The organism is Phyllobacterium sp. (assembly GCF_037994425.1).
GTDB lineage: Bacteria > Pseudomonadota > Alphaproteobacteria > Rhizobiales > Rhizobiaceae > Phyllobacterium.
In genome coordinates this window covers 1-22,780 of sequence record NZ_JBBNAM010000369.1, presented here as the reverse complement: position 1 = coordinate 22,780, position 22,780 = coordinate 1, and the positions used below count along the sequence as shown (strand labels likewise).

Annotated in this window: 23 protein-coding genes and 2 pseudogenes; 11 read left to right on the top strand and 14 right to left on the bottom strand. The window is 58.7% G+C overall.

Features of this window, described 5'->3' with window-relative positions:
- Positions 1-11: 11 nt before the first annotated feature.
- From AAAB35_RS24780 to AAAB35_RS24770, 3 genes are all read left to right on the top strand, one after another.
- Positions 12-605 carry an ankyrin repeat domain-containing protein gene (locus AAAB35_RS24780; protein WP_340670961.1) on the top strand — a complete coding sequence of 198 codons (594 nt, stop codon included), beginning with the start codon at positions 12-14 and terminating at the stop codon, positions 603-605.
- 225 nt (positions 606-830) lie between these two features.
- Positions 831-2,003: a DUF2778 domain-containing protein gene (locus tag AAAB35_RS24775; protein WP_340670960.1), complete on the top strand. Its 1,173-nt coding sequence runs from the start codon at positions 831-833 to the stop codon at positions 2,001-2,003.
- Between the two features lie 77 nt (positions 2,004-2,080).
- Positions 2,081-2,488, top strand: a complete 408-nt coding sequence (locus AAAB35_RS24770; RefSeq protein WP_340670959.1) for a pyridoxamine 5'-phosphate oxidase family protein — start codon at positions 2,081-2,083, stop codon at positions 2,486-2,488.
- Between the two features lie 75 nt (positions 2,489-2,563).
- Here AAAB35_RS24770 and AAAB35_RS24765 read toward each other — a convergent pair whose 3' ends face one another.
- The 3 genes from AAAB35_RS24765 to AAAB35_RS24755 form a co-directional block, all read right to left on the bottom strand.
- Complete coding sequence (locus tag AAAB35_RS24765) at positions 2,564-3,718, bottom strand: acyl-CoA dehydrogenase family protein (RefSeq protein ID WP_340670969.1); 1,155 nt, start codon at positions 3,716-3,718, stop codon at positions 2,564-2,566.
- A gap of 92 nt (positions 3,719-3,810) precedes the next feature.
- Positions 3,811-4,233 (bottom strand): DUF1801 domain-containing protein, encoded by a 423-nt coding sequence (locus AAAB35_RS24760; RefSeq protein ID WP_340670958.1) that lies wholly within the window; start codon positions 4,231-4,233, stop codon positions 3,811-3,813.
- Positions 4,234-4,294: 61 nt separating this feature from the next.
- Positions 4,295-4,819: a DUF1801 domain-containing protein gene (locus tag AAAB35_RS24755; protein ID WP_340670957.1), complete on the bottom strand. Its 525-nt coding sequence runs from the start codon at positions 4,817-4,819 to the stop codon at positions 4,295-4,297.
- Positions 4,820-4,986: 167 nt separating this feature from the next.
- Between AAAB35_RS24755 and AAAB35_RS24750 the strand changes: the two genes are divergently transcribed.
- Together AAAB35_RS24750 and AAAB35_RS24745 are read left to right on the top strand one after the other, a co-directional pair.
- Complete coding sequence (locus tag AAAB35_RS24750; RefSeq protein ID WP_340670955.1) at positions 4,987-5,679, top strand: helix-turn-helix domain-containing protein; 693 nt, start codon at positions 4,987-4,989, stop codon at positions 5,677-5,679.
- Positions 5,680-5,688: 9 nt separating this feature from the next.
- Positions 5,689-6,510 (top strand): class I SAM-dependent methyltransferase, encoded by an 822-nt coding sequence (locus tag AAAB35_RS24745; protein ID WP_340670953.1) that lies wholly within the window; start codon positions 5,689-5,691, stop codon positions 6,508-6,510.
- A gap of 41 nt (positions 6,511-6,551) precedes the next feature.
- Here the strand turns inward: AAAB35_RS24745 and AAAB35_RS24740 are convergent, their stop codons facing one another.
- From AAAB35_RS24740 to groL, 4 genes and pseudogenes are all read right to left on the bottom strand, one after another.
- Positions 6,552-6,845, bottom strand: coding sequence for a GYD domain-containing protein (locus AAAB35_RS24740; RefSeq protein ID WP_340670951.1), 294 nt, complete (start codon positions 6,843-6,845; stop codon positions 6,552-6,554).
- A 109-nt stretch (positions 6,846-6,954) separates the two neighbouring features.
- Positions 6,955-7,302 (bottom strand): ArsR family transcriptional regulator, encoded by a 348-nt coding sequence (locus AAAB35_RS24735; RefSeq protein WP_340670950.1) that lies wholly within the window; start codon positions 7,300-7,302, stop codon positions 6,955-6,957.
- A pseudogene (locus AAAB35_RS24730) lies at positions 7,289-7,734 on the bottom strand (SRPBCC family protein). Before AAAB35_RS24730 ends, AAAB35_RS24735 begins: the two are co-directional and overlap by 14 nt.
- 88 nt (positions 7,735-7,822) lie before the next feature.
- On the bottom strand, positions 7,823-9,451 hold the full coding sequence (gene groL / locus AAAB35_RS24725; RefSeq protein ID WP_340670949.1) for a chaperonin GroEL: 1,629 nt from the start codon (positions 9,449-9,451) through the stop codon (positions 7,823-7,825).
- Between the two features lie 108 nt (positions 9,452-9,559).
- Between groL and AAAB35_RS24720 the strand changes: the two genes are divergently transcribed.
- Positions 9,560-9,829: a protein usg gene (locus AAAB35_RS24720; RefSeq protein ID WP_340670948.1), complete on the top strand. Its 270-nt coding sequence runs from the start codon at positions 9,560-9,562 to the stop codon at positions 9,827-9,829.
- A gap of 21 nt (positions 9,830-9,850) precedes the next feature.
- On the opposite strand, the gene AAAB35_RS24715 is transcribed toward AAAB35_RS24720, so the two are convergent.
- Positions 9,851-10,147: a hypothetical protein gene (locus tag AAAB35_RS24715; RefSeq protein WP_340670946.1), complete on the bottom strand. Its 297-nt coding sequence runs from the start codon at positions 10,145-10,147 to the stop codon at positions 9,851-9,853.
- 204 nt (positions 10,148-10,351) lie between these two features.
- Here AAAB35_RS24715 and AAAB35_RS24710 point away from each other — a divergent pair, with 204 nt between their 5' ends.
- Positions 10,352-11,428: a fatty acid desaturase family protein gene (locus AAAB35_RS24710; RefSeq protein WP_340670945.1), complete on the top strand. Its 1,077-nt coding sequence runs from the start codon at positions 10,352-10,354 to the stop codon at positions 11,426-11,428.
- Between the two features lie 32 nt (positions 11,429-11,460).
- Positions 11,461-11,778 carry a MocE family 2Fe-2S type ferredoxin gene (locus AAAB35_RS24705; RefSeq protein WP_340670968.1) on the top strand — a complete coding sequence of 106 codons (318 nt, stop codon included), beginning with the start codon at positions 11,461-11,463 and terminating at the stop codon, positions 11,776-11,778.
- Between the two features lie 15 nt (positions 11,779-11,793).
- Here the strand turns inward: AAAB35_RS24705 and AAAB35_RS24700 are convergent, their stop codons facing one another.
- Positions 11,794-12,825, bottom strand: a complete 1,032-nt coding sequence (locus AAAB35_RS24700) for a LacI family DNA-binding transcriptional regulator (RefSeq protein ID WP_340670943.1) — start codon at positions 12,823-12,825, stop codon at positions 11,794-11,796.
- A 19-nt stretch (positions 12,826-12,844) separates the two neighbouring features.
- Entirely contained in the window at positions 12,845-13,555 is a 711-nt protein-coding gene (locus AAAB35_RS24695) for a glutathione S-transferase N-terminal domain-containing protein (protein ID WP_340670942.1), read from the bottom strand.
- 192 nt (positions 13,556-13,747) lie between these two features.
- Here AAAB35_RS24695 and AAAB35_RS24690 point away from each other — a divergent pair, with 192 nt between their 5' ends.
- The gene (locus AAAB35_RS24690) at positions 13,748-14,512 is read left to right on the top strand and encodes an SDR family oxidoreductase (RefSeq protein WP_340670941.1); all 765 of its coding nucleotides are present in this window, start codon (positions 13,748-13,750) and stop codon (positions 14,510-14,512) included.
- 68 nt (positions 14,513-14,580) lie between these two features.
- Here AAAB35_RS24690 and AAAB35_RS24685 read toward each other — a convergent pair whose 3' ends face one another.
- Positions 14,581-16,242 (bottom strand): L-lactate permease, encoded by a 1,662-nt coding sequence (locus tag AAAB35_RS24685; protein ID WP_340670938.1) that lies wholly within the window; start codon positions 16,240-16,242, stop codon positions 14,581-14,583.
- A 395-nt stretch (positions 16,243-16,637) separates the two neighbouring features.
- Here AAAB35_RS24685 and AAAB35_RS24680 point away from each other — a divergent pair.
- Positions 16,638-18,058: pseudogene (locus AAAB35_RS24680) on the top strand (DUF1254 domain-containing protein).
- An 86-nt stretch (positions 18,059-18,144) separates the two neighbouring features.
- The gene (locus AAAB35_RS24675; RefSeq protein ID WP_340670937.1) at positions 18,145-19,227 is read left to right on the top strand and encodes an FUSC family protein; all 1,083 of its coding nucleotides are present in this window, start codon (positions 18,145-18,147) and stop codon (positions 19,225-19,227) included.
- Positions 19,228-19,310: 83 nt separating this feature from the next.
- Here AAAB35_RS24675 and recF read toward each other — a convergent pair whose 3' ends face one another.
- The 3 genes from recF to dnaA all read right to left on the bottom strand — a co-directional run.
- On the bottom strand, positions 19,311-20,474 hold the full coding sequence (recF, locus tag AAAB35_RS24670) for a DNA replication/repair protein RecF (protein WP_340670936.1): 1,164 nt from the start codon (positions 20,472-20,474) through the stop codon (positions 19,311-19,313).
- Positions 20,475-20,494: 20 nt separating this feature from the next.
- Positions 20,495-21,613, bottom strand: a complete 1,119-nt coding sequence (gene dnaN, locus AAAB35_RS24665) for a DNA polymerase III subunit beta (RefSeq protein ID WP_340670935.1) — start codon at positions 21,611-21,613, stop codon at positions 20,495-20,497.
- Between the two features lie 180 nt (positions 21,614-21,793).
- Positions 21,794-22,780, bottom strand: a 987-nt coding sequence (gene dnaA, locus AAAB35_RS24660; protein ID WP_340670934.1) for a chromosomal replication initiator protein DnaA, incomplete at its 5' end; no start/stop codon positions are given.

Here is a 22,780-nt window from a genome sequence, read left to right as displayed (position 1 = left end):
GTGGAGTTGCAATGGCCGATACCAAATCTCAACTGATCGAGGCTGCGAACGGCGGCGATACGACGATCATTCGTTCGTTGCTCGATCAAGGCATAAGCCCCAATGCTCGTAATGATAGCGGCGAAACGGCGCTTCTCGTGGCGACCCACGCCAATCGGATTGAGGCAGCGCGCCTGCTGATCGAAGCTGGTGCCGACGTCAATGCCAAGGACAGGATCGAGGACAGCCCCTATCTTTACGCCGGTGCCCGCGGCCATCTCGAAATCCTTCGCATGACGCTGGCTCACGGTGCGGATCTGAAGAGGACCAATCGTTATGGCGGCACCGCATTGATCCCTGCTTCCGAGCGCGGGCACGTCGAAACCGTTCGCACCCTGATCGAGGCGGGTGTCGACGTCGATCATGTGAACAAGCTCGGCTGGACCGCTCTGCTAGAGGCGGTTATTCTCGGCGATGGCGGACCCCGCCACGTTGCGATCGTCAAGCTGCTGGTCGATGCCGGCGCCAATAAGACCCTTGCCGATAGGGACGGCATCACGGCGCTTCAACATGCACGCGCACGTGGCTTTGGCGAGATAGCAGCGATCCTCGAAGGCAAGCAGTAGTCGCCCGCTTAGCCAGCACCGTCAATCCTTGGGCAGATTTAACCGGGCGGCGTCCAAAAACCGTCCCTTCTCAATCAATTGGTAACCAAGATTCTTCATTGTTCCATCCAAGGGTAGTCGCAGGGTTGAGGGCGCGGTTTCGTTTCCCGCAGCCTCAGTTTTGCCACGGTGAACGTGGCTTTGCGAAGACTGTCGCGTGGGTCGAGCAGTGTGGGTACGAGTATCATGGCGTTTGTAGTCGAGACGGGTGTGAAGCCCGCTCAAAAAAATGGCCGTCGTCGGGGTCCGCGCCTGACGTCAACCGCCCTCCTTGCCAGCTTTGGCGTCATGACCGCGTTCGGCGCGATCATCCTTGCCACCACCCTGCATCACGCCGTCATATCCCGAGCCGAGGGGACTAGCATCGCCGCCAATGATCGCTTGGGTGAACGAGCTTACGGCCTGAACAGGATCTCGCTTGCAACCAACCTTGCATCTGTTTCCCGGCAACCGAAATATCCGCGCGTCCCGGAACTCACCAACACGAGCTGGCAGGTTAGCGACATGGACGAAGGTTCAGTGATCTCAGCGACAGGCGAGATCATCGTCATAACGCCGCCAAAGCCAAAGATCGTCGTGGCGGCAAAGTCGCCGCTTGAAGAAGATGCGTTCGGCGCCCGCGCATCGGGACTCGATACGATGCGCGTCGCCTCCGTACGCTCCTACAGCACGTTTGACGAGCCGCCGTCACCGCAAGTCGCATTGGCGGGCGCACCCGCTGCCGCGGGCTATCCGACAGACGGCCCGTTCAGCCTGGTATTGGCCGAGGCCGATCCCTCACTGGATGATGCAGAGGATTCGACTGCCATACCGCTCCCAGGTATCCGGCCCAATCGTCCGGCGGGACTTGCTAAACGTGCAGCGCCGCAACTCCTTGCCTATGCCCCGCAGGACAATAATCTTCGCGACATTGCACCGTCCTATGAGCCCCCGGCAACGCGTCTCTTTGCCCGCAACCGCACCGCGATCTACGATATTTCGGCGAAGACCGTTTACATGCCCAATGGCGATCGGCTCGAGGCGCACTCCGGCCTGGGTTCCTTGCGCGACAATCCGCGTTATGTGCACAAGAAAATGCGCGGCGCCACACCGCCGCATACCTACCGGCTGACGATGCGCGAGGCGCTCTTCCACGGCGTCGAAGCGATCCGGCTTAATCCCGTCGATTCGAGCAAGCTGTTCGGCCGTGACGGCTTGCTTGCCCATACCTACATGCTTGGGCCTCGCGGCGATTCGAACGGCTGTGTGTCCTTCAAGGATTACCGCCGGTTCCTCGCGGCCTTCAAGCGGGGCGAGGTTACACAGCTAGTCGTGGTCGCTCGCATGCCGTCCTCGACGACGAGCGTTGCCTCCCGATAGAGTTTTTCGCGAAGGTTATCCTGAACCATTGGTCCGTCTCACGCGTTCCCTTCCCACATACGGAAAAGGAGAGCGACATGAGCGATAAAGACCTTGCCTTTCTTGCCGAGAAAATGCGCGATATCGACATTGCTATGTTGATGACCCATGCCGAGGACGGCACCATTGCCGGACGTCCGATGAGCAACAACAGGGATGTCGAGTACGATGGCGATTCCTACTATTTCACAACGGAAGATGCGCGCATGGTCAAGGATATCGAGCGCGACGCCAAGGTGGCCCTGACGTTCCAGGGCGACAGGATGTTTTCGATCTCACTCGAGGGCGATGCCGAGCTCATACGCGACAGGTCCGAACTCGCCGCGCACTGGACGCCTGATCTCGACGAATGGTTCAAGGATACGGATGGCGTCGTGATGATCAAGGTCCGCGCGACGCGAGCCCACTACTGGAATGGCGAAGAAGAAGGTGGGGTCCGCCTTTAGCGCACCTCTCCTAGTGCCGCCGGCATATTGGCCAACCCAAAACGCAATGGCTAATTTGCCGCCGGCCGTGGCCAGCTAGAAAATCGAGTTCACCGATTGTCCGAGCGCCATTGCCCCGGCGTAGCGCGCTTGCGGGCCTTGTTGCAGCGGGTGGAAGCGAGCGCCCTGAATATCCCGAAAACGCTGTTCGAGACCATTTGAGCGATAGAAGCCGGCGCCTCCTGCAAGTTCAAGCGCGAGCTCTACCGTCTTGATCGCATGCTCGGCCACCAGCGATCGGCCGATCATGACCTCGTTTACGCTTTCCGCAGAAGGGGAATTGCGCTCGACGATCTTCACCATCCACTGATGCGCAAGCTGGGCGGCACGTAGGGATGTGTCCATGCGCCCGGCCAGGTTCATTGAGCTCTCGTTCGGCTGTTTCTTCTTGGCAAGATGGATGGCGATGTCGCGAGCGCTTTCGGCGACACCGAGATACACCGCGTAGATGAGTGGGAACGCCGTCGTAGCGATGATCTGGAATACCGGATGCCATTCGCCCGCCTTGCGCGAGAACGCGACTCCGGCGTCAGGCACGAAAAGGTCTTCGATCGCGACGTCGTTGGAACCTGTGCCGCGCATGCCGAGCGCTTTCCAGGTATCAATAATTCTGACTTCTGCGGCCTTCATGGGGGCGCCAAAGTGGATCACGTGGGCCGAACCGTCCTCACCGCGATGAATCGCGCCGGTCATGAGGATATCACCGGCACTGGCGCCGGAGGTAAACACCTTGCGCGCGTTGATACGGTAGCCCCCCTCGACCTTGGTGGCGTCACCGGAGCCACCGATCCAGTCGGAGCCCCCGCTCGACAGCAGGATCAGCTCTTCAGCAGCGATACGCTTCAGAAGCGGCTCGACAGCGGCTGCTTTCTGGTAGCGCCAGCGCCACGCCGGTATCGCGACCTGGTGGGTATGCATGGAGAAAGCAAGCGCCGTCGACGAGCAGCCATGGGCGAGCACCCGCAACATTTCTGCAAGCTCGGCGACTTCGGCCCCGCCGCCGCCGAGCTCACGCGGAACACCGATATGGACCAGCCCCGCATCCTTGAGAAGTTTGTAGTTCTCAGCAACAAAAGTGTCATTCTCGTCGAATTCCGCCGCTCGGGCCGCGAGGGCGGGTTTCAAAGAGTGCGCGATATCGACGGCACCCCCGGACGAAGCTTCGTCCGCAATGGATGATGTATGTGCCATGCTATTCATAGGTCCCTCCTTGGGGCTTCTGCAGCCCATGCATGAGGTTCCTCTCATCGGCGCCCTTCGTCCAGTTCAGGAATTGTACTAGGCTATTTGGGCTCGTTTTTTCCCGCTTTCGTTCGCGTGCCTGCAGACGCCTTTTTCTTTTCCTTCTTGGCCCGATTGAATTCAACGGCGGCGCGTATGAGGTTTTTCAGAGCGCCCTTGTCGACCTTGTCACCCTCGAAAACATCGATCGCTCGCCACACCTTGCCGCCGAAACCGTTGTTGAAGAGCTTGTCAGGATCTGGAAGGCTTGCGCCGTGGGAAAAGGTTAGTTTCACCTTCTCCTTATGGGCGTTGCCGACCGCGATGATCCCGTCGCGTGACCAGACCGGGCTTCCCATCCACTTCCATTCCTCGACGATCTCCTTGTCGGCCTCGAGGAAGGTATTGCGGAGGCTTTGGAGCGTCTCACCCCGCCAGTCGTCCAGCTTTTCAATCAGTTGATCAATATGTTCCGATGGATTCATGGGTTCTTATTCCTCCAGTTCAGGACCCGATTCGCGACGACAGGCTATATTGTTTAATGAATTAGGGCACCCAGCCGGGAAGGGCAGCAGCCTGGCGGATCCACGCCGCCAACTGGTCCTGGTCGACGTCGTCGTTCTCGTGGATATGGAAGTACCGGGTGTTCTTGTCCTTGGACGCGACGGGGGGCAAGGGCTGCAGCGACGCGCCGTAAAAGAATGCCACCTTTATGTATTTGGCAAAGCAGTGGACGCCGAGAAAAAATCCCTGGCCCTCGATGCCATAGAGCGGCGAATTCCATTTCACTGCCTTTCGCACGTCGGGGATGGTCCGCACGATCAGCGCGTCAAGGCGGCGACCGGCATCGCTTTTCCAGCCGGGCATGGCCGCGATATAAGCTTGCACGGGGACGTCGCCGTCGCCTTTCGCGATCTTAGGGTTGCCACCGGAAAGCAGCGTGACCTCCGTACCAGCATCGGCGGGCTTACGGGCAGACGACTTGGCGGCGGCTTTCTTTGCTACGTTCGCCGACCTCTTGGTCGTGCCCAGAGCAACAGTGGAAGGAGCTTTCTTAGATCTATCCGTCATTGGTCCGGTCAACCTTTCTACCAGCCAGCTTTACAAGACCTCGACACTTTTATCCGCAGATGCCCAGTCCTAGCAATTCGTAACAAGAAATGTCGTCACGGTAGGATTCAACCGGGATTTGGGTTATCCTCGCCTCAACAAAAAGGTCTGGAAGGCCGGTGGGAACAATGGAACAGCGTGGAGGATACGGGCAGTTCTGCCCGGTTGCGATGGCGTCGGAGATATTGTGCTCGCGCTGGACGACGCTTGTGATCCGCGAAATGCTTATGGGTACGACACGTTTCAACGATCTGCGTCGGGGCGTGCCGCGCATGTCGCCAGCGCTTCTATCCAAGCGCTTGAAGGAGCTCGAGCGGGCAGGGGTGGTGCAGGTCGTCGCCAACGCCAACGGCACGACCGAATATCATCTGTCGCCGGCGGGAGAGGACTTGCGTCCAATCGTCTTGGGCATCGGCACGTGGGGTCAGCGCTGGGTGGAATCGCAGTTGTCGTTGCGCAACCTCGATCCCGCGCTGTTGATGTGGGATATGCGCCGCAATCTCAATCCCAGGCCGCTGCCGAAACGTCGGTGCACGATACAATTTCTGTACCCCGAGTTACCGGAAGCCAAACAGAACTACTGGATGGTCGTCGATGGTGCCTCTGTCGATCTTTGCGGCTTCGACCCGGGGTTCGATGTGGACCTGCTGGTTACGAGTTCGCTGAAGAGCATGACAGCGATCTGGATGGGGCTTTCCGCCGTGCGGCGCGAGGTCGAAGCGGGGCGGATCGAATTCGACGGCGATCCAAACATCGCGAACGCCATGCAGCAATGGCTGGGTCTCAGCACCTTTGCCGGAGAAGTGCGCAAGGTCTCATAGGGATCGGCCATGGCAAAATTGCCTTCATTCAAGGATCTGGAGCGCGCGGGCTGGATCGAAAAGGCGGTATCCTATGGCTCGGGTTTCGGCGCGGTCACCGTCGGTGCGATCGATCCCCTGATCGATGCGGTACAGGCGTCCACTGGAACGCGTCTCCTCGATGTCGCCTGCGGACCCGGACATGGAGCGGGTCGGGCGAACGCGCGAGGCAGCACTGCAGTCGGCGTCGATTTCGCACCCGCGATGGTCGAGATAGCGCGCCGGAATTATCCAGACATAGAGTTCGATGAAGGTGATGCGGAGGCTCTCGCTTTCGCAGACGAAAGCTTCGATGCCGTGATCTGCGCTTTCGGCCTCCTGCACATGGCCGAACCGGAGAAGGCGATTGCCGAGGCCTTCCGGGTCCTTGCACCGGGTGGACGCTATGCATTCACCGTCTGGGCGCCACCGGAGCGGCACCAGTTCTATGAGATCGTCTTTGGAGCGATAAACACGCATGGCAGGATGGACGTGGCGTTGCCGCCAGCACCGCCCTTCTTCCGTTTCAGCGACGCCGCAGAGAGCACGCGTGTCCTGGAAGGATCTGGCTTCACTCGTGTCGAGGTTAATGAGATCCCGTTGGTCTGGCGATACAATTCACCCGAGGCGATCGTTGACATGATCTACAAGAGCGCGGTGCGCCTCGTGATGTTGCTGGAGCATCAGACCCCCGAGGCGCGCCAACGCATCCACGCCGCGGTCGTCGAGGGGGCGAGCAAATGGCAACGGGGCAGCTCATATCAAATTGCCGTCCCGGCCGTCCTGGTTTCAGCGCAGAAGCCGCAGCCGTGATCGCTCCGCGGCTCCAACGCAGCTCGTAGTTGTAAGATCTATTAGCCGAGCGACTTGATGATCTCGCGATAGGCCGCCTCGGGAAATGCCTTGAGCGTTCGCGTGCGCACGAAGCCCCTTTGTCCAAGGCCAAGGGTAAATCGCGCCATCACCGCGTCGTCGGGTGCCGTCATAACGGCCACCATGTCATATTCACCCATGGTGAGATAAAAATGGTCGAACGAACCGCCCATTTCCTTGAGCATTTTCTTGGCCCCGTCGAGCCGGTTTGGCGAGTCTACGGCGTTCTTGAGGCCAAGCTCCGTCCAGTTCAACAGAACAACATAAGTGGTCATCGCAAACCTCCCCCGCGGCACGGCGGTGTGCCGGTGGCCGCGAATTGCTCCCTCCGCATCCCCGCCAAAAAGTATAGTCCTGTTGGCTTGGGCGAACAATGCGAACGGCTCAACCCTCGACGAAAACACGCAGGCGCGACAGGGCATCCTCCCACTGGTGGGATACACGATCGAGATAAGCTCGTACTTCCTCGATCGGCTCGGGCCGGAAGGCATACTGGCTTTCGCGTCCAACCTTGCTGCGCATAACGAGGCCCGCGGTTTCAAGAACATGCAGGTGCTTGGTAATTGCCTGACGGGTTAGCTTGGAACCGCCTGAAAGCCCGGCGATCGAACTGGTCCGGCCATCGCTCAATTGCATCAGCAAGGCAAGGCGCGTCGGATCGCCGAGCGCAGCAAACACGAGCGCCTGCTGTACGGGCAAATGACCCGGCCGCTCCATATTATCGCTCGACATAGGCTTTGATGTTCTTGACCTGCTCCTCCCAACCGCCTTCGTTCATGCGGATTGCTTCAGGCATGCGGTGTTTAGGCACTGCATCGAAACCGGACTCTGTCACGGTTACGCGCGTTCCGCTCGGGATCGGCTCGAGCCGGAACTCGACGCGTGTCGGCGTTTCCCCGGAATAGTCGATTTCAGGGTCGATGGCGTAGGGATGCCAGGTCATGACGAAACGGTGTGGCGGGTCGATGGTCTTGATCATCGCCTGCCATTTGATGTGTTCGTAGCCTGGATAGGTGATGTGGCCAGTGGATTTCTCGCCCGCAACAAATGGCCCGTCGAGTTTGACCCGGAACCATTCGCCAAACTCCTTATGGTCGGTCAAGGCCTGCCACACCGTTCGATGGGAGCATTGATCTCAATGCTTTTCTCAATGCGATCGGTTATCATAATGCAACCTCCTGGTTGCGCTTAATATGTCTCACGCGGACATAATACGCAACCAAAAAGTTGCATTAATGCTATAGCGGCGGTGTCAATAATCCATGCCGGGCCCCGCCGCCATTGCTGGCGCTGCGGTTTTCTTTGGAATTTCGGCGACCATTGCCTCAGTCGTAACGAGAAGTCCCGCAATGGATGCAGCGCCCTGAAGGGCGCTGCGCACCACTTTTGCCGGATCGATCACGCCCATCTCGTAGAGATTGCCATACTGACCGGATTGGGCATTCCAGCCGAACGAGAAGTCATTGTTTTCGCGCAGCTTCGCGACGATCAAGGATCCCTCGGCCCCGGCATTTTCGGCAATCTGGCGTACCGGCGCTTCGATGGCGCGGCGCACGATTTCGATGCCGACGCGCTGGTCTGCATTTTTCGCCTGCAAGCCGTCAAGCGCCTTGACGGAGCGCAAGAGGGCAACGCCCCCTCCGGGTAGTATTCCCTCTTCGACGGCCGCCCGCGTCGCGTGAAGGGCATCGTCGACGCGGTCCTTCCTTTCGCGAACCTCGACCTCGGTCGAACCGCCCACCCTGATCACGGCAACGCCGCCAGCAAGTTTCGCGAGGCGCTCCTGCAGTTTTTCCCGGTCATAGTCCGAGGTCGTGTCCTCGATTTGCGCTTTGATCTGGGCGATGCGAGCGTCGATTTCCGCCTTCGAGCCGCCCCCATCGACGAGGATTGTCGTTTCCTTGTCGACGATTGCCTTCTTGGCACGGCCGAGCATGTTGAGGGTGACGCTTTCAAGCTTGATGCCGAGGTCTTCGCTGATCGCCGTGCCTCCCGTCAAAATTGCGATATCCTCGAGCATGGCCTTGCGCCGGTCGCCGAATCCCGGCGCCTTGACCGCCGCCACTTTGAGCCCACCGCGCAATTTGTTGACGACAAGCGTTGCCAGCGCCTCGCCCTCCACATCCTCGGCAATGATCAACAAGGGACTTCCCGACTGCACGACAGCTTCGAGGATTGGCAGCATTGCCTGGAGGTTAGAGAGTTTCTTTTCGTGGATGAGGATATACGGGTCCTCGAATTCGACGCGCATCTTGTCCTGGTCGGTGATGAAATAGGGGGAAAGGTAGCCGCGGTCGAACTGCATGCCCTCGACGATCTCAAGTTCAGTCTCCGCGGTTTTTGCCTCTTCGACCGTGATCACACCCTCGTGCCCGACCTTTCCCATCGCATCAGCGAGGTACTGACCGATTTCAGTATCACCATTGGCGGAAATCGTTGCCACCTGGGCAATCTCGGAATTGTTGGAAATCTTGCGGGCATTGCGCTTCAGCTCCGCAACCACGGCCTCCACCGCAAGGTCGATGCCGCGCTTCAGATCCATGGGATTCATGCCTGCCGCTTCGGACCTTGCGCCTTCCCTAACGATAGCCTGGGCGAGAACCGTCGCCGTCGTCGTGCCGTCACCGGCAACGTCGCTGGTCTTCGAGGCAACTTCGCGCAGCATCTGTGCGCCCATGTTCTCGAACTTGTCTTCCAGTTCGATCTCCTTGGCGACCGTGACGCCATCCTTGGTAATGCGTGGCGCGCCGAAGGATTTGTCGATCACGACATTGCGCCCCTTTGGCCCCAGTGTGACTTTGACGGCGTTGGCAAGTATATCGACGCCGCGGAGCATGCGGTCACGCGCTTCCGTGCTGAATTTCACTTCTTTTGCAGCCATGGTCCTTATTTCCTCCCTTTCACCAAGATTTGTAATTTCCCTTGAAAACACAGCGGAATCGGACGAGATTCAGGGTGACGCATGAGTTGATCCACAAGGGAAATATTCATGACAAGCAAAGCATTCGAACTTCAGCTAAAAGGCTACGGGCTGACAACAGCCGAGATACATTATCGTCTTCCCGACCATCCAAGCTTTCTGCAGCTGTACATATGGCAGGAGTACGATCTTGCTCCGACTTTCCCTGAATTGAAAGGATTTCTTGATTTTTGGTGCAAGGACATCGAGGGGCCGCTGCATTCGGTCCGGATCGTCCATCAGCATCTTATTTCACCGCGCGAATGGCGCGCCGTGGACGGCATCATATCGCTGCATTGACTGGAGCGGCGGTCTCGAATCTCAGCGCCGGTGCACCCGTATCGGGCTCGTCTTTCCCCGTTTGACCAATCCTTTCGCCTCCAGATCGAGTTGAACTGTCGTGGCCCACCAGCCCGCCTTGGCTCCGTTCGGAAACAGGTCGTCTGGAAGGCGGCCGACCAGCTGTTCACTGATTTCCGCCAGCGTCATGCCCGGTGGGTTCCCCGGAACGACCTTAAGATAGGCATTGCGCATCGCGTCATACATCGCCCGGTCAACCCATTTGCGGCTGCCGGGATGATTGACGTTCTCGACCTCGATTTTGATCGTCCTGTTCATGGGCGCTTCCTTGCGGCTGTTTACCTAGGGACGAATAAGACCGGGTTTCTCCTACACCCACGGTCCAAAATCATCGCAAAAGCCATCGACAACCTCGTGATGGAAAACCATCACAATCCAAATGGACCTGACGGCGCCAGGACCGGTATTTTCATGTCACCGACGAAAAATACTCGTTGGAAGGACTTCTGCGGAGGAGAAAAAATGACGAGGAGCTATGCGCTTGTTGGCGACGCTGCGCGCGCTGCGGAGTTGACCGACGACGGCTTTGAAAAGCGCGTCGAGTCTGAATGGTTTTCCGCAACGGTCGACCGCAAGGTCTTCAAGCAATTGATGAAGCGCTCCGACGCGATTTCGTTGCGCCATTTCGGCCTCTGGCTTGCCTTGCTTGCCGCATCGGGTACCGGCGCCTTCATGTCCTGGGGTACACTATGGTGCATTCCCTTCTTTGCTGTCTATGGAGTGCTCTACGCTGCGAGCGATCATCGTGCGCATGAACTCTCGCACGGTACGCCGTTCAAGACCCGCTGGATCAACGAGGCCCTCTACCACGTCAATGGCTTCATGACGCTGCATGAGGGCTACTATTGGCGCTGGAGCCATTCCCGCCATCACACCGACACCATCATTGTCGGCCGGGATCCGGAGATCGCTGTGCCGCGCCCGCCCGACATCCCGGGTATCCTTCTTGATTTCTTCTTTCTCAAGTCGGGCCCGATTCAGATTGCGTCTATCCTCCGCCACGCCTCTGGTAGCCTCAACGAGGAAGGACGCCACTTCATTCCCGAAAGCGAAAAGCCGAAGGTGTTCTGGTCGTCGCGCATCTATGTTGGGATCTTCCTCGCCACCGGAACGGCCTGCTGGTATTTTGCGTCGATCCTACCGGCAATGTTCATCGTTCTGCCGCGCTTTTATGGCGGCCCACTGGCCCAGCTCTTCAATATCACGCAGCACGCGGGGCTGGACGAGGACGTATACGATCACCGTCTCAACACGCGAACGTTCGACACCAACCCGGTGTTCCGATTTCTCTACATCAACATGAATTACCATATCGAGCACCACATGTTTCCGATGGTGCCATTTTACGCGCTGCCGCAGCTGCATGCGATGATCAAGGATCAATGCCCGCCGGTTTATCCATCGATCTGGGCCGTCTACCGCGAAATCATTCCGGCCCTCATCCGGCAGGTGAAGGACCCCAGCTATTTCGTCCAGCGCGCGCTGCCTGGAAGCGCACAACCTGGCCCCGATCTGCGCTTTGCCGCCCCGGCCGAATGAACAGAATGTGAGGAGAACAGACGATGAATGCGATCTCGAAGACCTGGATCGAAGCGTGTGACGCCGACGAGATTGAAGAAGAGGACGTTATCCGTTTCGACCACGACGGACGGACCTTCGCAGTCTTTCGCTCACCGGAGGACGAGTATTACGCCACCGACGGCCTCTGCACCCATGAGAAGGTCCATCTGGCGGATGGGCTGGTCATGGACCATGTGATCGAGTGTCCAAAACACAATGGGCGCTTCGATTATCGTACGGGCACCGCCAAGGGCGCTCCCGTCTGCGTGAACTTGCGCACATATCCGGTCAAGGTTGAAGATGGCAAGGTTCTGATATCACTTGGTTAGGAACGCGAGCTGCCATCAGTCGCCTTCACCGATATTCTCCGGTCCGTGGAGGGTGAAGTCGATGGTGGAGTTGTACGGCGCCTGCAATTCGGGGTGCTCGGCATAGCCGAAATGATGCAGAAGTATATCGACCGCAAGGCGCGCCTGCCGCTCCGGGTTCTGGTCGATGGCCAACGTCATTGTCCCTTCGCGCAGCATCTTGCACGATTGCGGCGTCAACTCGTGCCCGATGAAGATTGGTTGGTGTTGCAGCGAACTCTTGCGCAGCGCCAGTTCCACGGCGTCGTTAGGAGCGCCGGCATTGTAAATGCCGGCCACATTGGGATGGCGCTTCAGCGCATCGACAAGCAGTCGCTCGGAAATTTCGGAATCGTCGCGACCCTCCAGCCGTTCAGCCAATGCAAGCCCGGCGCCATGCGCATTCATTGCATCGGTAAGGCCCCGGATGCGGTCGGCGTGCCCCCTTATCCCAAGATCGTAGCAGAGGCCGATAACCGGTCCGGGTTCCCGTGCGAACTTCGACATGAAATAGCCGGCGGTCCGCCCTGCTGCGTAATGGTCAATACCGGCATAGGCGAACCGCGATGATGTCGGCAGATCCGAAATAACGGTGATGACGGGAATGCCGGCGGCCATTGCCTCGCCAACGGCCTCGATGATCGCGGGATCCTCCTGTGCATAGATAATGACGGAATTGCACGTCGTGGCGCGGATGCGTTCGGCAATATGTTCGGCCTGGTCGTCCTTGAGCAGGCTGCGCTGTATGGTGACTGATCGGTCGAGACTTGGCGCCAGCTGCATGAACGCCTGGTTCATGCGCCTGATGAGCGGCAGGTAGGGCCGCGCGAGGATCACCTCCAGGCGAAGACCCTTATGATAGGTTGCGGGAAGGATGCGTTGGAGACCAAGCTGCCGCGCGGCGCGAATGATCTTCAACGCCGTTTCCGGCTTGACGTTGCCGCGTTCGTTCAGCAGGCGATCGACCGTGGCAATACCGACGCCGGCAAGTTCGGCGACCTCGCTCAGTATGACCTTTTTGCGCGCCATCCCCCGCCTCTGCCGTCGATTATGCTGAAGGCCGCTTCGGAATATCGAGGCCGCGCTGCACGGCTGGGCGCGCTAGTCCCCGTTCGAGCCAGGCGGGTACATGTTTCAGACTGTCGAACTCGACGATTTCCCGTGCCCCGTAAAACCCGACGAGGTTGCGCACCCAGCCGAGCATGGAAATGTCGGCAATGGTGTATTCGTCGCCCATGATCCAGTCGCGTCCTGCGAGCCGCGTCTCGATGACGCCGAGGAGACGCTTCGATTCGTCCCGGTACCGCTCGAGTGGACGCTTGTCCTCGATTTCCCGGCCGGCGAACTTATAGAAGAACCCTACCTGCCCGAATATTGGCCCGATCGCCCCCATCTGGAAAAACACCCACTGAATGGTTTCATAGCGAAGAGCAGGGTCGGCAGGAATGAGTTTTCCGGTCTTGTCAGCAAGGTAGAGCAAGATGGCACCGGATTCGAACAGACCGAGCGGCTTGCCCCCTGGCCCATTGGGGTCGATGATCGCGGGTATCTTGCCGTTGGGATTGAGCGAGAGGAATTCCGGCGTCCAGCTCTCGTTCTGGCCGATATTGACTGCATGCGGCTCGTACGGCAGGCCAATTTCTTCAAGCGCGATCGATACCTTGACGCCGTTTGGGGTAGGAAAAGAATAGAGCTGGAGCCGGTCGGGATAGTTCGCCGGCCAGCGGGTGGCAATGGGAAACGTAGAGAGGTCGGACATTCACGGCTCCTTGGGGGGATTTGATTCTGAGCGGGAAGGCTAGCATGCTGCCAAACGCGCATCCACGCCACCGGTTCCGGTGATTGTTCGGCTATTCCGAAAACAAGTTCCGTTATCCGCCATCTACATCGAACCCGCGCCAATCGCCAATTTCAGAAGCAACGACGGGTCACATAATATCAGGAGAAGACTATGAGCAGATTATCAGGAAAAGTGGCGATTGTTACGGGCGCAAGCGCCGGCATCGGCTGGGCGACCGCCAAGCTCTTCGCTAAAGAGGGCGCAAAGCTCGTGGTGGGCGCCCGTCGGAAGGAAGAACTTGCTGACCTCGTTCGAGAGATTGAAGCAGATGGCGGCGACGCCGTTGCGCTGGCTGGGGACGTCCGCTCGGAAGACTATGCCAAGGGCCTCGTGCAGCTTGCCGCTGAACAGTATGGCAGGCTCGACATTGCCTTCAACAATGCCGGAATACTAGGCGAGGCGGGCCCAACGACCGGTGTTTCGGAAGCTGGCTGGAACGATGCCATTGCCATCAACCTGACGGGCTCGTTCCTTGCCGCCAAACATCAGGTTTCAGAAATGCTGAAGCATGGAGGCGGGTCGATCATCTTCACCTCCACCTTTGTCGGCTACAGTTTTGCATTTCCGGGCGTCGCTGCCTATGCGGCGAGCAAATCCGGCATCATCGGCCTGACGCAGGCGCTGGCGGCGGAGTACGGGCAGCAAAATATACGCGTCAATGCGATTCTGCCGGGTGCAGTTGATACAGCCATGTATCGTGAAATGAACAATACCGCCGAGTCGCAGGCGTTCATTACCAATCTGCACGCGCTGAAGCGTGTGGCAACACCAGAGGAACTGGCCCGGTCTGTGCTCTACCTTGCTTCGGATGACGCCTCTTTCGTTACCGGTACCGCCTCGCTGGTGGATGGTGGCGCCTCCATCACGCGGACATAAACCTCGGGGCATCGCAGCAAAACAGAAAAGGGGCCCGTGGCCCCCTTTTTACTTGCAGCGTCGAAGCATCAAGGCGGTGTGACGATCATCCAGGTGAAGACATAGGCCTGCAGCATGACCAGAATGCCGACGAGGCAGGCAAGCACGATCGAGTGCTTGAAGACGAAACGCAGGATCGTGCCCTCATGTCCGTACCAGTTGGTCGCGGTAGAAGCGACAACGATGGACTGGGCGTCAATCATCTTGCCCATGACGCCGCCCGACGAATTGGCCGCGCCCATCAGGATCGGCGACAGGCCGAGTTGCTCGGACGTTATCTTCTGAAGATTACCGAAGAGCACGTTGGATGCCGTGTCCGAGCCCGTCAACGCCACGCCAAGCCAACCGAGCAGGGTTCCGAAGAACGGGTAGAGCACGCCAGTTGCGGCAAAGGCGAGGCCGAGCGTTGCGTCGATTCCCGAAAGGCGGGTGAGGGTCCCTATGGCAAGCATGGCCGAGATTGTGATGAGCGAATAGGCGCAAAGCTTGATCGTGCGTCCATAGGCCTTGATCAATTCAAGTGGCGTATAGCCCATGATGAAGCCGGAGATGATCGCGGCAATCAGCATTCCCGAGCCCGTGAAGGAAAGCCAGGTGAAGGCAAAAACGGCCTTTTCCGGCGTCGGAGTTGCGGCGATCGGCGCGACTTTCATGATCTGATTGTTGAGGCCGGGTACCTCGTAGCTCAGAGTCGCCCACGGATTGACCATGCCCTTGAACCAGTCGGTTCCCCAAAGCAAAAGCACCGCACAGACGATAATCCATGGCGTGAGCGAAGCCCAAACCTCCTCGCGGGTTGGCTCGCGTTTGTTGGTCTTTACGGCGGGTACCTGGCTGGCCGAGTCATCGCGAATGCGCAGCTTGGCGGAAGTCCAGATGACCTGTGGTTGCCATATACGCAGAAAACCGATGAGGCATGCCATGGAGATCAGCGAAGCGCCGATGTCGACGATCCAGGGATTGACGAAGTTGGAAATCAGGAACTGCGGTATGGCGAAGGAGACGCCGGTGACGAGAATGGCGGGCCAAACTTCCTTCATGCCCCTCCAGCCGGCAAAGGCCCAAACGACCCAGAACGGAACAATGAGCGAGAAGAACGGCAATTGCCGTCCCACCATGGCGCCGAGCAAGAAGGGATCGATGCCGGTGACGCTCGAAAGACCTGCGATCGGAGTACCGAGTGCGCCAAAGGCGACGGGGGCGGTGTTGGCGATCAGCGAAAGGCCGGACGCTGCAAGTGGCGAAAAGCCAAGGCCGATCAGAATGGCGGCCGTCACCGCCACCGGCGTGCCGAAACCCGATGCACCCTCGAAGAAGGCGCCGAACGAAAATGCGATGAGAAGAATTTGCAGGCGTCTGTCTCGGGTAACGCCGCCAATCGTATTCTGCAGCGTTTCGAAGACACCCTTCTCGACGGTCAGCCTGTAGAGAAAGATGACATTGAGGACGATCCAGCCGATCGGGAAGAAACCGGTGACGACGCCAAGCAACGATGCGCGGACCGACATGCCGGCGGGCATCGTGAAGATGAAAATAGCCACAAGGTTCGCAACAATCAGCGCGATGATCGCGGCAATATGTACCTTGACCTTGTTCGATGCGATCATCGCAAGCAGGACGACCACAGGTATCGCGGCGGCGAGCGTCGAAAGAACGGCATTGTTGAAGGGGTTGTAAACCTGATTCCACATGGTGAATACGCTCCATCACAAATGTATGGGTCAGATGAATCGGTCTTGTCCCCAGTTGGTACGTCTAAAGTTTTATTTTGCAAGACGACTTAGCTACAAAGCTTTTGATAAGTCTGACGTTTCTTGCCGCTGCCTTGTCTCAACACGACACCAACGACAGGTGTGTTACGGTAACATACTTGCGTGCAATGGGGTTCCCCGCCGCCGTTAACGCAGAATGCTTTTGTGCGAACGCAGTTCCGTTTCATGCAAACTACCTGTGCATATTTGATGCTCGCGTAGGCGTCATGCCTTGTGACGCGGATAGATCATTCCAAGAACAACTGAACCCAGGTCCGCGAATGGACTGGAGCGCGCGCGCTTCAAATATTTTCAAACGGGGAGATCGACATGAGATGATCGGGCATGTGGCAGCGATGCTTATCGCCATGGGTACATTGCTTCATGGCGCCGCTGCTGCTGAGGCGATTACCGAAGAGGAGGCGGCTACCATCGGTGTCGATGCCTACATCTATTTTTACCCGATGGTGACGATGGACGTGACGCGGCGGCAAGCGACCAATATCGAAGCGGGTAAAGTCATGGGCCGGGGGCCGGCCAACACCTTCGTCAACGTCCCGGAGTTTCCTACCGCGGACTACCGGACGTTGTGCGGCCCAATTTCGATACGCTTTATTCCTCCGCCTGGCTGGATATGTCGAAGGAGCCGATGGTGATTTCCGCGCCCGACACGGGCGGGCGCTATTACCTGTTGCCCATGCTGGACATGTGGTCGGATGTATTTGCGTCCCCGGGTTGGCGTACAACCGGCACGGCCAAAGCTGATTACGTAATTGTGCCGCCCGGCTGGCAGGGCAAGGACCTGCCGAAGGACGTTGAACGTATTGATGCGCCGACACCGCACGTCTGGATCATTGGCCGCACCAAGACCGACGGACCCGCCGATTACGATGCAGTCCACAAAATTCAGGCGGGCTACAAGATCACACCGCTATCGCAATGGGGCAAGACCGCGGAGCCCGCCAAGGTGACGGTCGATCCTTCGATCGATATGAAGACGCCGCCGAAAAAGACGGTGGATAGCATGGGGGCGGATGACTATTTCGCCTATGCCGCTGAGCTCCTGAAACTTGACCCGCCGCACATCACCGATCAGCCGATCATCGCGCGCATGAAGCGGATCGGCATCGAGCCGGGCAAGAGCTTCGATAAGACCAAGCTTGATCCGGCGGTTGCCAAGGGATTGGCGAATGTCCCCGCCGATGCCCACAAGCTGATGGATTGGAAATTGCCGACCCTTGCTCGGGTCGCTAATTACTGGTCGATGAACACCGACACGATGGGTGTCTACGGCAACTACTATCTCAAGCGGGCAATAGTCGCGCAGCTCGGTCTCGGGGCAAACCTGCCGGAAGATGCGATTTATCCGCTTAATCTCGCCGATGAGAAGGGCGATCCGCTTACCGGCGCTAAGAACTACACGCTGCACTTTGACAAGCAGTCGCTGCCGCCGGTCAATGCGTTCTGGTCGGTAACCCTCTACGATCCGGAAGGCTTCCAAGTGGGCAACCCGCTCAACCGGTTTGCTGTAAGCAGTTGGATGCCGTTCAACTATAATGCCGACGGCTCGCTGGATCTGTATTTCCAGAGCAAAAGCCCGGGCACCGACAAGGAAGCCAACTGGCTGCCGGCGCCGGATGGCTCGTACAACCTGACTATGCGGCTCTACGGCCCTAAATCCGAGGCGCTGACGGGCAGATGGAATCCGCCGCCGGTATCCATCGTGCCGGCTCTGCAACAATTGTTGGCCCAATAGTCGTCAAATCCGTGTCGGCGCCAGAACATGATTTGGCGCCGCCGACTGGTGTTCCCTTCAAGTGGAAAAGGCCCTAGAACGCCGGGATGAACTATGTGCAGCATCTACTCGAGGTCTGCCATGGGCTTTGGAAGGCGATCACGGACGAACTCCGTTCGCTCGGCCGGCCGGGACCGCGGCTGATCGATGAATTCGAATGCGTATTGTCGGTGCTGCTTGCCATTGTCTTTGCCCATGCGCTCGGCGCGCAATATGTGGGATGGGCAGCGTTCAGCGGCTATGCGGTCCTGCGCGCTCGGTTATCGGAAAGCTTCATGCGCGGAACGTTCCGCATTGTCGGAACGGTCGCAGGGGCGCTCGTCGCTCTAGTGTTAGCACCGCTCATAGCCGACAAGCCCTTCATGCTCGCGCTCGCGCTTGCTGTAATCGGGGCAGCCACGCTCTATTTCGCGCTTGTCAGCCGGCGCAGCCATGCCTGGCTTTTCACTGGCCTCACATTCTGCATGATCCTGATTGAAGGCATGAAGGACCCTGGAAACTCGGTCTTGCCCTTTGCCCAGTCGCGCGTGGTGGAGATCCTTGCTGGGACATTTGCCTGCATCCTTGTCAGTGCCTTGTCAAACCTTACTGTCCGTCGGGCGCTCCGGCGCGATCAACTGACGATAAAGCCCGCCGCTCCGGCACAAGCGCCAGCGCTATGGCACAAGGGCGCAGCGCTGCACGCCATGCAGGCGGGTCTCGCCTTGGTGCTCATTCCTTTCATCTGGCGATGGACAGGTTTTTCCTCGCTCAGCCAATCGAGCGTCACGATCATGGCCGTCATGCTGTTGCCGGTCGCAACGCTCGAAGCCAGCGCCTTGCATCCGGTAACATCGAGGATTTTAATGCGTTTCGTTGGCTGTGCCGCAGGCGGCATTCTCGCAATTGCGGTCCTTTTGAGCAGCCATCATTCGCCCCTGCTTATGACGCTTGCCCTGTGCGCCGCGGTAGTCATTGGCCGCCATGTCGAGAACGGCAATCCGGCGACAAGCTATATCGGCATCCAGTTCGCCCTTGCGTTTCTCGTGGTGCTCGTTCCAGACAATTACATGAATGCAGCGCCGAGCCTGGTCTCACCCGCCTCGTCGGCATACTGCTTGGTATTGTGGTTCTTGAGCCGATCCTGCTGATCTGGCATTTGATCTTTGCCAACAAGTCCGGGCCTGGTGTCAGGGTGGCGTCGGAACCTGACAACGTGCCAAGGGAATAGTGATCAGCCTGGCTCGACCGCCCCATGCGACACATTGAAGAATTGGGCCCGACCCCGGAGGCTATCGAACAACGACTTGTCCGTACCGGTCATGAACGCCTGACCGCCGAGCTCCTCGATTATGTCGAAGAGTGCTGCCCGGCGTCCCTGGTCGAGATGCGCGGCGATTTCATCGAGAAGGAGGATAGGTGCCATACCCACAAGCCTGCCGGTCAAGCGCGCATGCGCGAGGATGAGACCAATTAGCAGTGCCTTCTGTTCGCCCGTGGAGCAGAGCTCTGCGGGCATGGCCTTCGGCCGGTGGCGAACGAGGAGATCAGCGCGGTGCGGCCCATCGAGCGTCCGCCCTGCGGCGCGATCGCGGCTCCGCCCATCGCGAAGGGCGCGTCGGAAGGTTTCCTCGACATCGGTCGCGGCTTCAATGCCGACACGCTGTTCGAGCTCACCATCGAGCAAGCAATCAGCTTTCGGGAACGGGCTGTCATCCGGCAGGCGTTCGATCATGTCGTTGATCAGGCGCATCAGTTCAGCCCGCGCTGCGGCGATTGCAATGCCGAGCTCGGCCATGGGCGTCTCGATGGCCTCGAGCCAGGCGTCGTCGTAGCGCTCTTCCGTAAGCAGGCGGTTACGACTGCGCATTGCCTTTTCATAGTCAAGCACACGCTTGCCATGGCCGGGGTCAATGGCAAGAACCATGCGGTCGAGAAAGCGCCGCCTGTCTCCAGCCGGTCCGGTAAAGAGACCGTCCATCGCCGGAACCAGCCAGAGTATCCGCGAGTAATCGAGAAGTTCGTCGGCGCTCGCCGCTGTCACGCCGTTGATACGGACGCGTCGTCCGCTCTCGCCGGGTAGGTTTCCGGCAAGCCCGGTTCCGACATCGACAGAACCCTCTTGTGTTGCAATGGCTGCATGGATGGCAAAGCCGTCCGGGGCACCGCTACGGGTGACATCCGTATAGACGGCACGCCGCAAGCCCCGACCGGGGGAGAGAAACGAGATCGCCTCAAGCAGATTGGTCTTACCCGCGCCGTTCTCGCCCGTGAGGACAACGTGTGAAGGACCGAGCCGCAGCGACAGGGTCTCATAGTTGCGGAAATTGGCAAGCTTCAACCGGCTGATCGAAACGCGGGCCGGCCTGCCCGCGTCCGTGAAAGGATCATCGGTCATGAGAAGAAATGCTCGTAGCGTTAGACCCGCATCGGCATGAGGACATAGAGCGCATTTTCATCGCCCGTATCGCGCACCAGTGTCGGCGAACCGGCATCGGCGAGCATGAACACCGCATCGGAGCCGGTCAGTTGAGCGGTGATATCGAGAAGATACTTGGCGTTGAAGCCAATCTCGATCGGATCAGCGTCGTAATCGGCGGCAAGTTCATCGGTGGCGCTGCCGGAGTCGGGGTTGTTGACAGTCAGCGTCAATAGCCCGTCGGCGATGGTGAGCTTCACGGCACGGCCACGCTCGCTCGAGATTGTCGAAACGCGGTCGACGGCCGAAGCAAAACTTTGGCGGTCGATCGACAGCTTCTTGTCATTGCCCGAGGGGATGACGCGCTGATAATCCGGGAACGTGCCGTCGATGAGCTTCGAGGTCAGAACGACCGACCCGATTGTGAAGCGTATCTTCGTTTCAGACAATTCGACGGTCACGGACGTGTCCGGGTCATCGACGAGCTTCTGCAGTTCCGCGACGGTCTTGCGCGGAATGATGATCCCCGGCATGCCCTCGGCACCAGATGGCGCTTCGAGCTCGGCACGGGCGAGGCGATGGCCGTCGGTGGCGACTGCACGCAGCTTCAGCGCGCCATCGCTTTCAATGGCGTGAAAATAAATGCCGTTGAGATAGTATCTGGTCTCCTCGGTGGAGATGGCAAATTGCGTACGCTCGATAAGGCTCTTCAGTGCGCTCGACGTCATGCGGAACGTATGGCTGAACACGCCGGCGGTGAGTTCCGGAAAATCGGATTGCGGCAGGCATTGCAGGCGGAAATTCGAGCGGCCCGAGGTTACGGCCATGGAATTGCCATCGGTATTGGTTGCCAGCATCACTTCGGCGCCATCCGGCAATTTGCGCACGATGTCGTAAAGGAGATGCGCCGGAACAGTCGTCGCACCGGATTGCTCGATCTGCGCGCCCGTTGCTTCCGTCACTTCGAGATCGAGGTCAGTGGCTTTCAAAGCGAGGCTGGCGCCGTCCGCATTGAGGAGAACATTCGACAGGATCGGAATGGTGTTGCGCCGTTCGACCACGCGATGGACATGATTGAGCGACTTCAAAAGGTTGGAACGTTCAAGAGTTACACGCATGATAAACCGGTCTCGCTGACTTGTATTCCGGAACGAGGGCGGCGCATTTTGCAATCCTCGTCCGGTGCGGGGCGCTTATTCCCCAGGGTCAAGCAAATTGGCAGAACTTCGCCTCAAAAAGCAAGCCTGCGGCAGGCATCAGCGTACCATACCGCAGGCTTTCTGTTGATAAGATGTGTCCTATTGCGCCTGTTCGTTGATCAGGCGCTTGAGCAATTCGAGTTCCTGCGACAGTTTCTGGTCCTTGCCGACGATGTCCTCGATCTTGCGCACGGCATGAAGGACCGTGGTGTGGTCGCGTCCGCCGAAACGACGACCGATTTCAGGCAGAGAACGCGGCGTCAGCATCTTTGCCAGGTACATGGCGATTTGGCGCGGTTTGACGATCGTGCGCGTGCGGCGGTTCGATAATAGGTCCTGTTTCGATACGTTGTAGTGACGAGCAACGATGCGCTGAATTTCCTCGATGCGTATCCGCTTCGTTTCGCCGCCGCGCATCAAATGGCTGAGCAGTTCGTCGACGCGGTCGACGGAAAGGTTCGGCTCGAATGTCTGGCGGAACAGTAGCTGGTTGAAAGCGCCTTCGAGTTCGCGGCCGCTTCCGGTAACGGACTGGGCGACGTGATCAAGAATCTCCATCGAAATATCCAGCGAATGGTCTTCGAGTTGGGCAGCGGCCAGACGGCGCTTGAGGATCTCGAGACGCATCGTGTAATCCGGCGCCATCATTTCCAGGGCAACGCCGCCCTGCAGGCGGGAACGCACCCGTGCATCGAGTGATTCAAGTTCTGACGGCGGACGGTCCGCAGCGACGACGACCTGCTTGGCGCTGTCGAGCAAGGTATTGATCAGATGGCAGAATTCATGCTGGATCGACTTTCCCTGCAGGAATTGCATGTCATCAATGATCAGAAGATCGATGTCACGCAACTGTTCCTTGAACGACAATGCATTGTTGTCGCGGATCGCGGTCGCGAACCGCCACATGAAATATTCAGCGGTGAGGTAGACGACGCGGGCGCGTTCGGGGCGCTTTAGCGCCTCGGCGGCGATTGCCTGCAAAAGGTGGGTCTTGCCGAGGCCGACTGACGCATGGATGAAGAGCGGATTGAAGCGGACAGCGCTTGCACCGGCATCGGCGATGGTGCGCGCAGCAGCGAGTGCGAC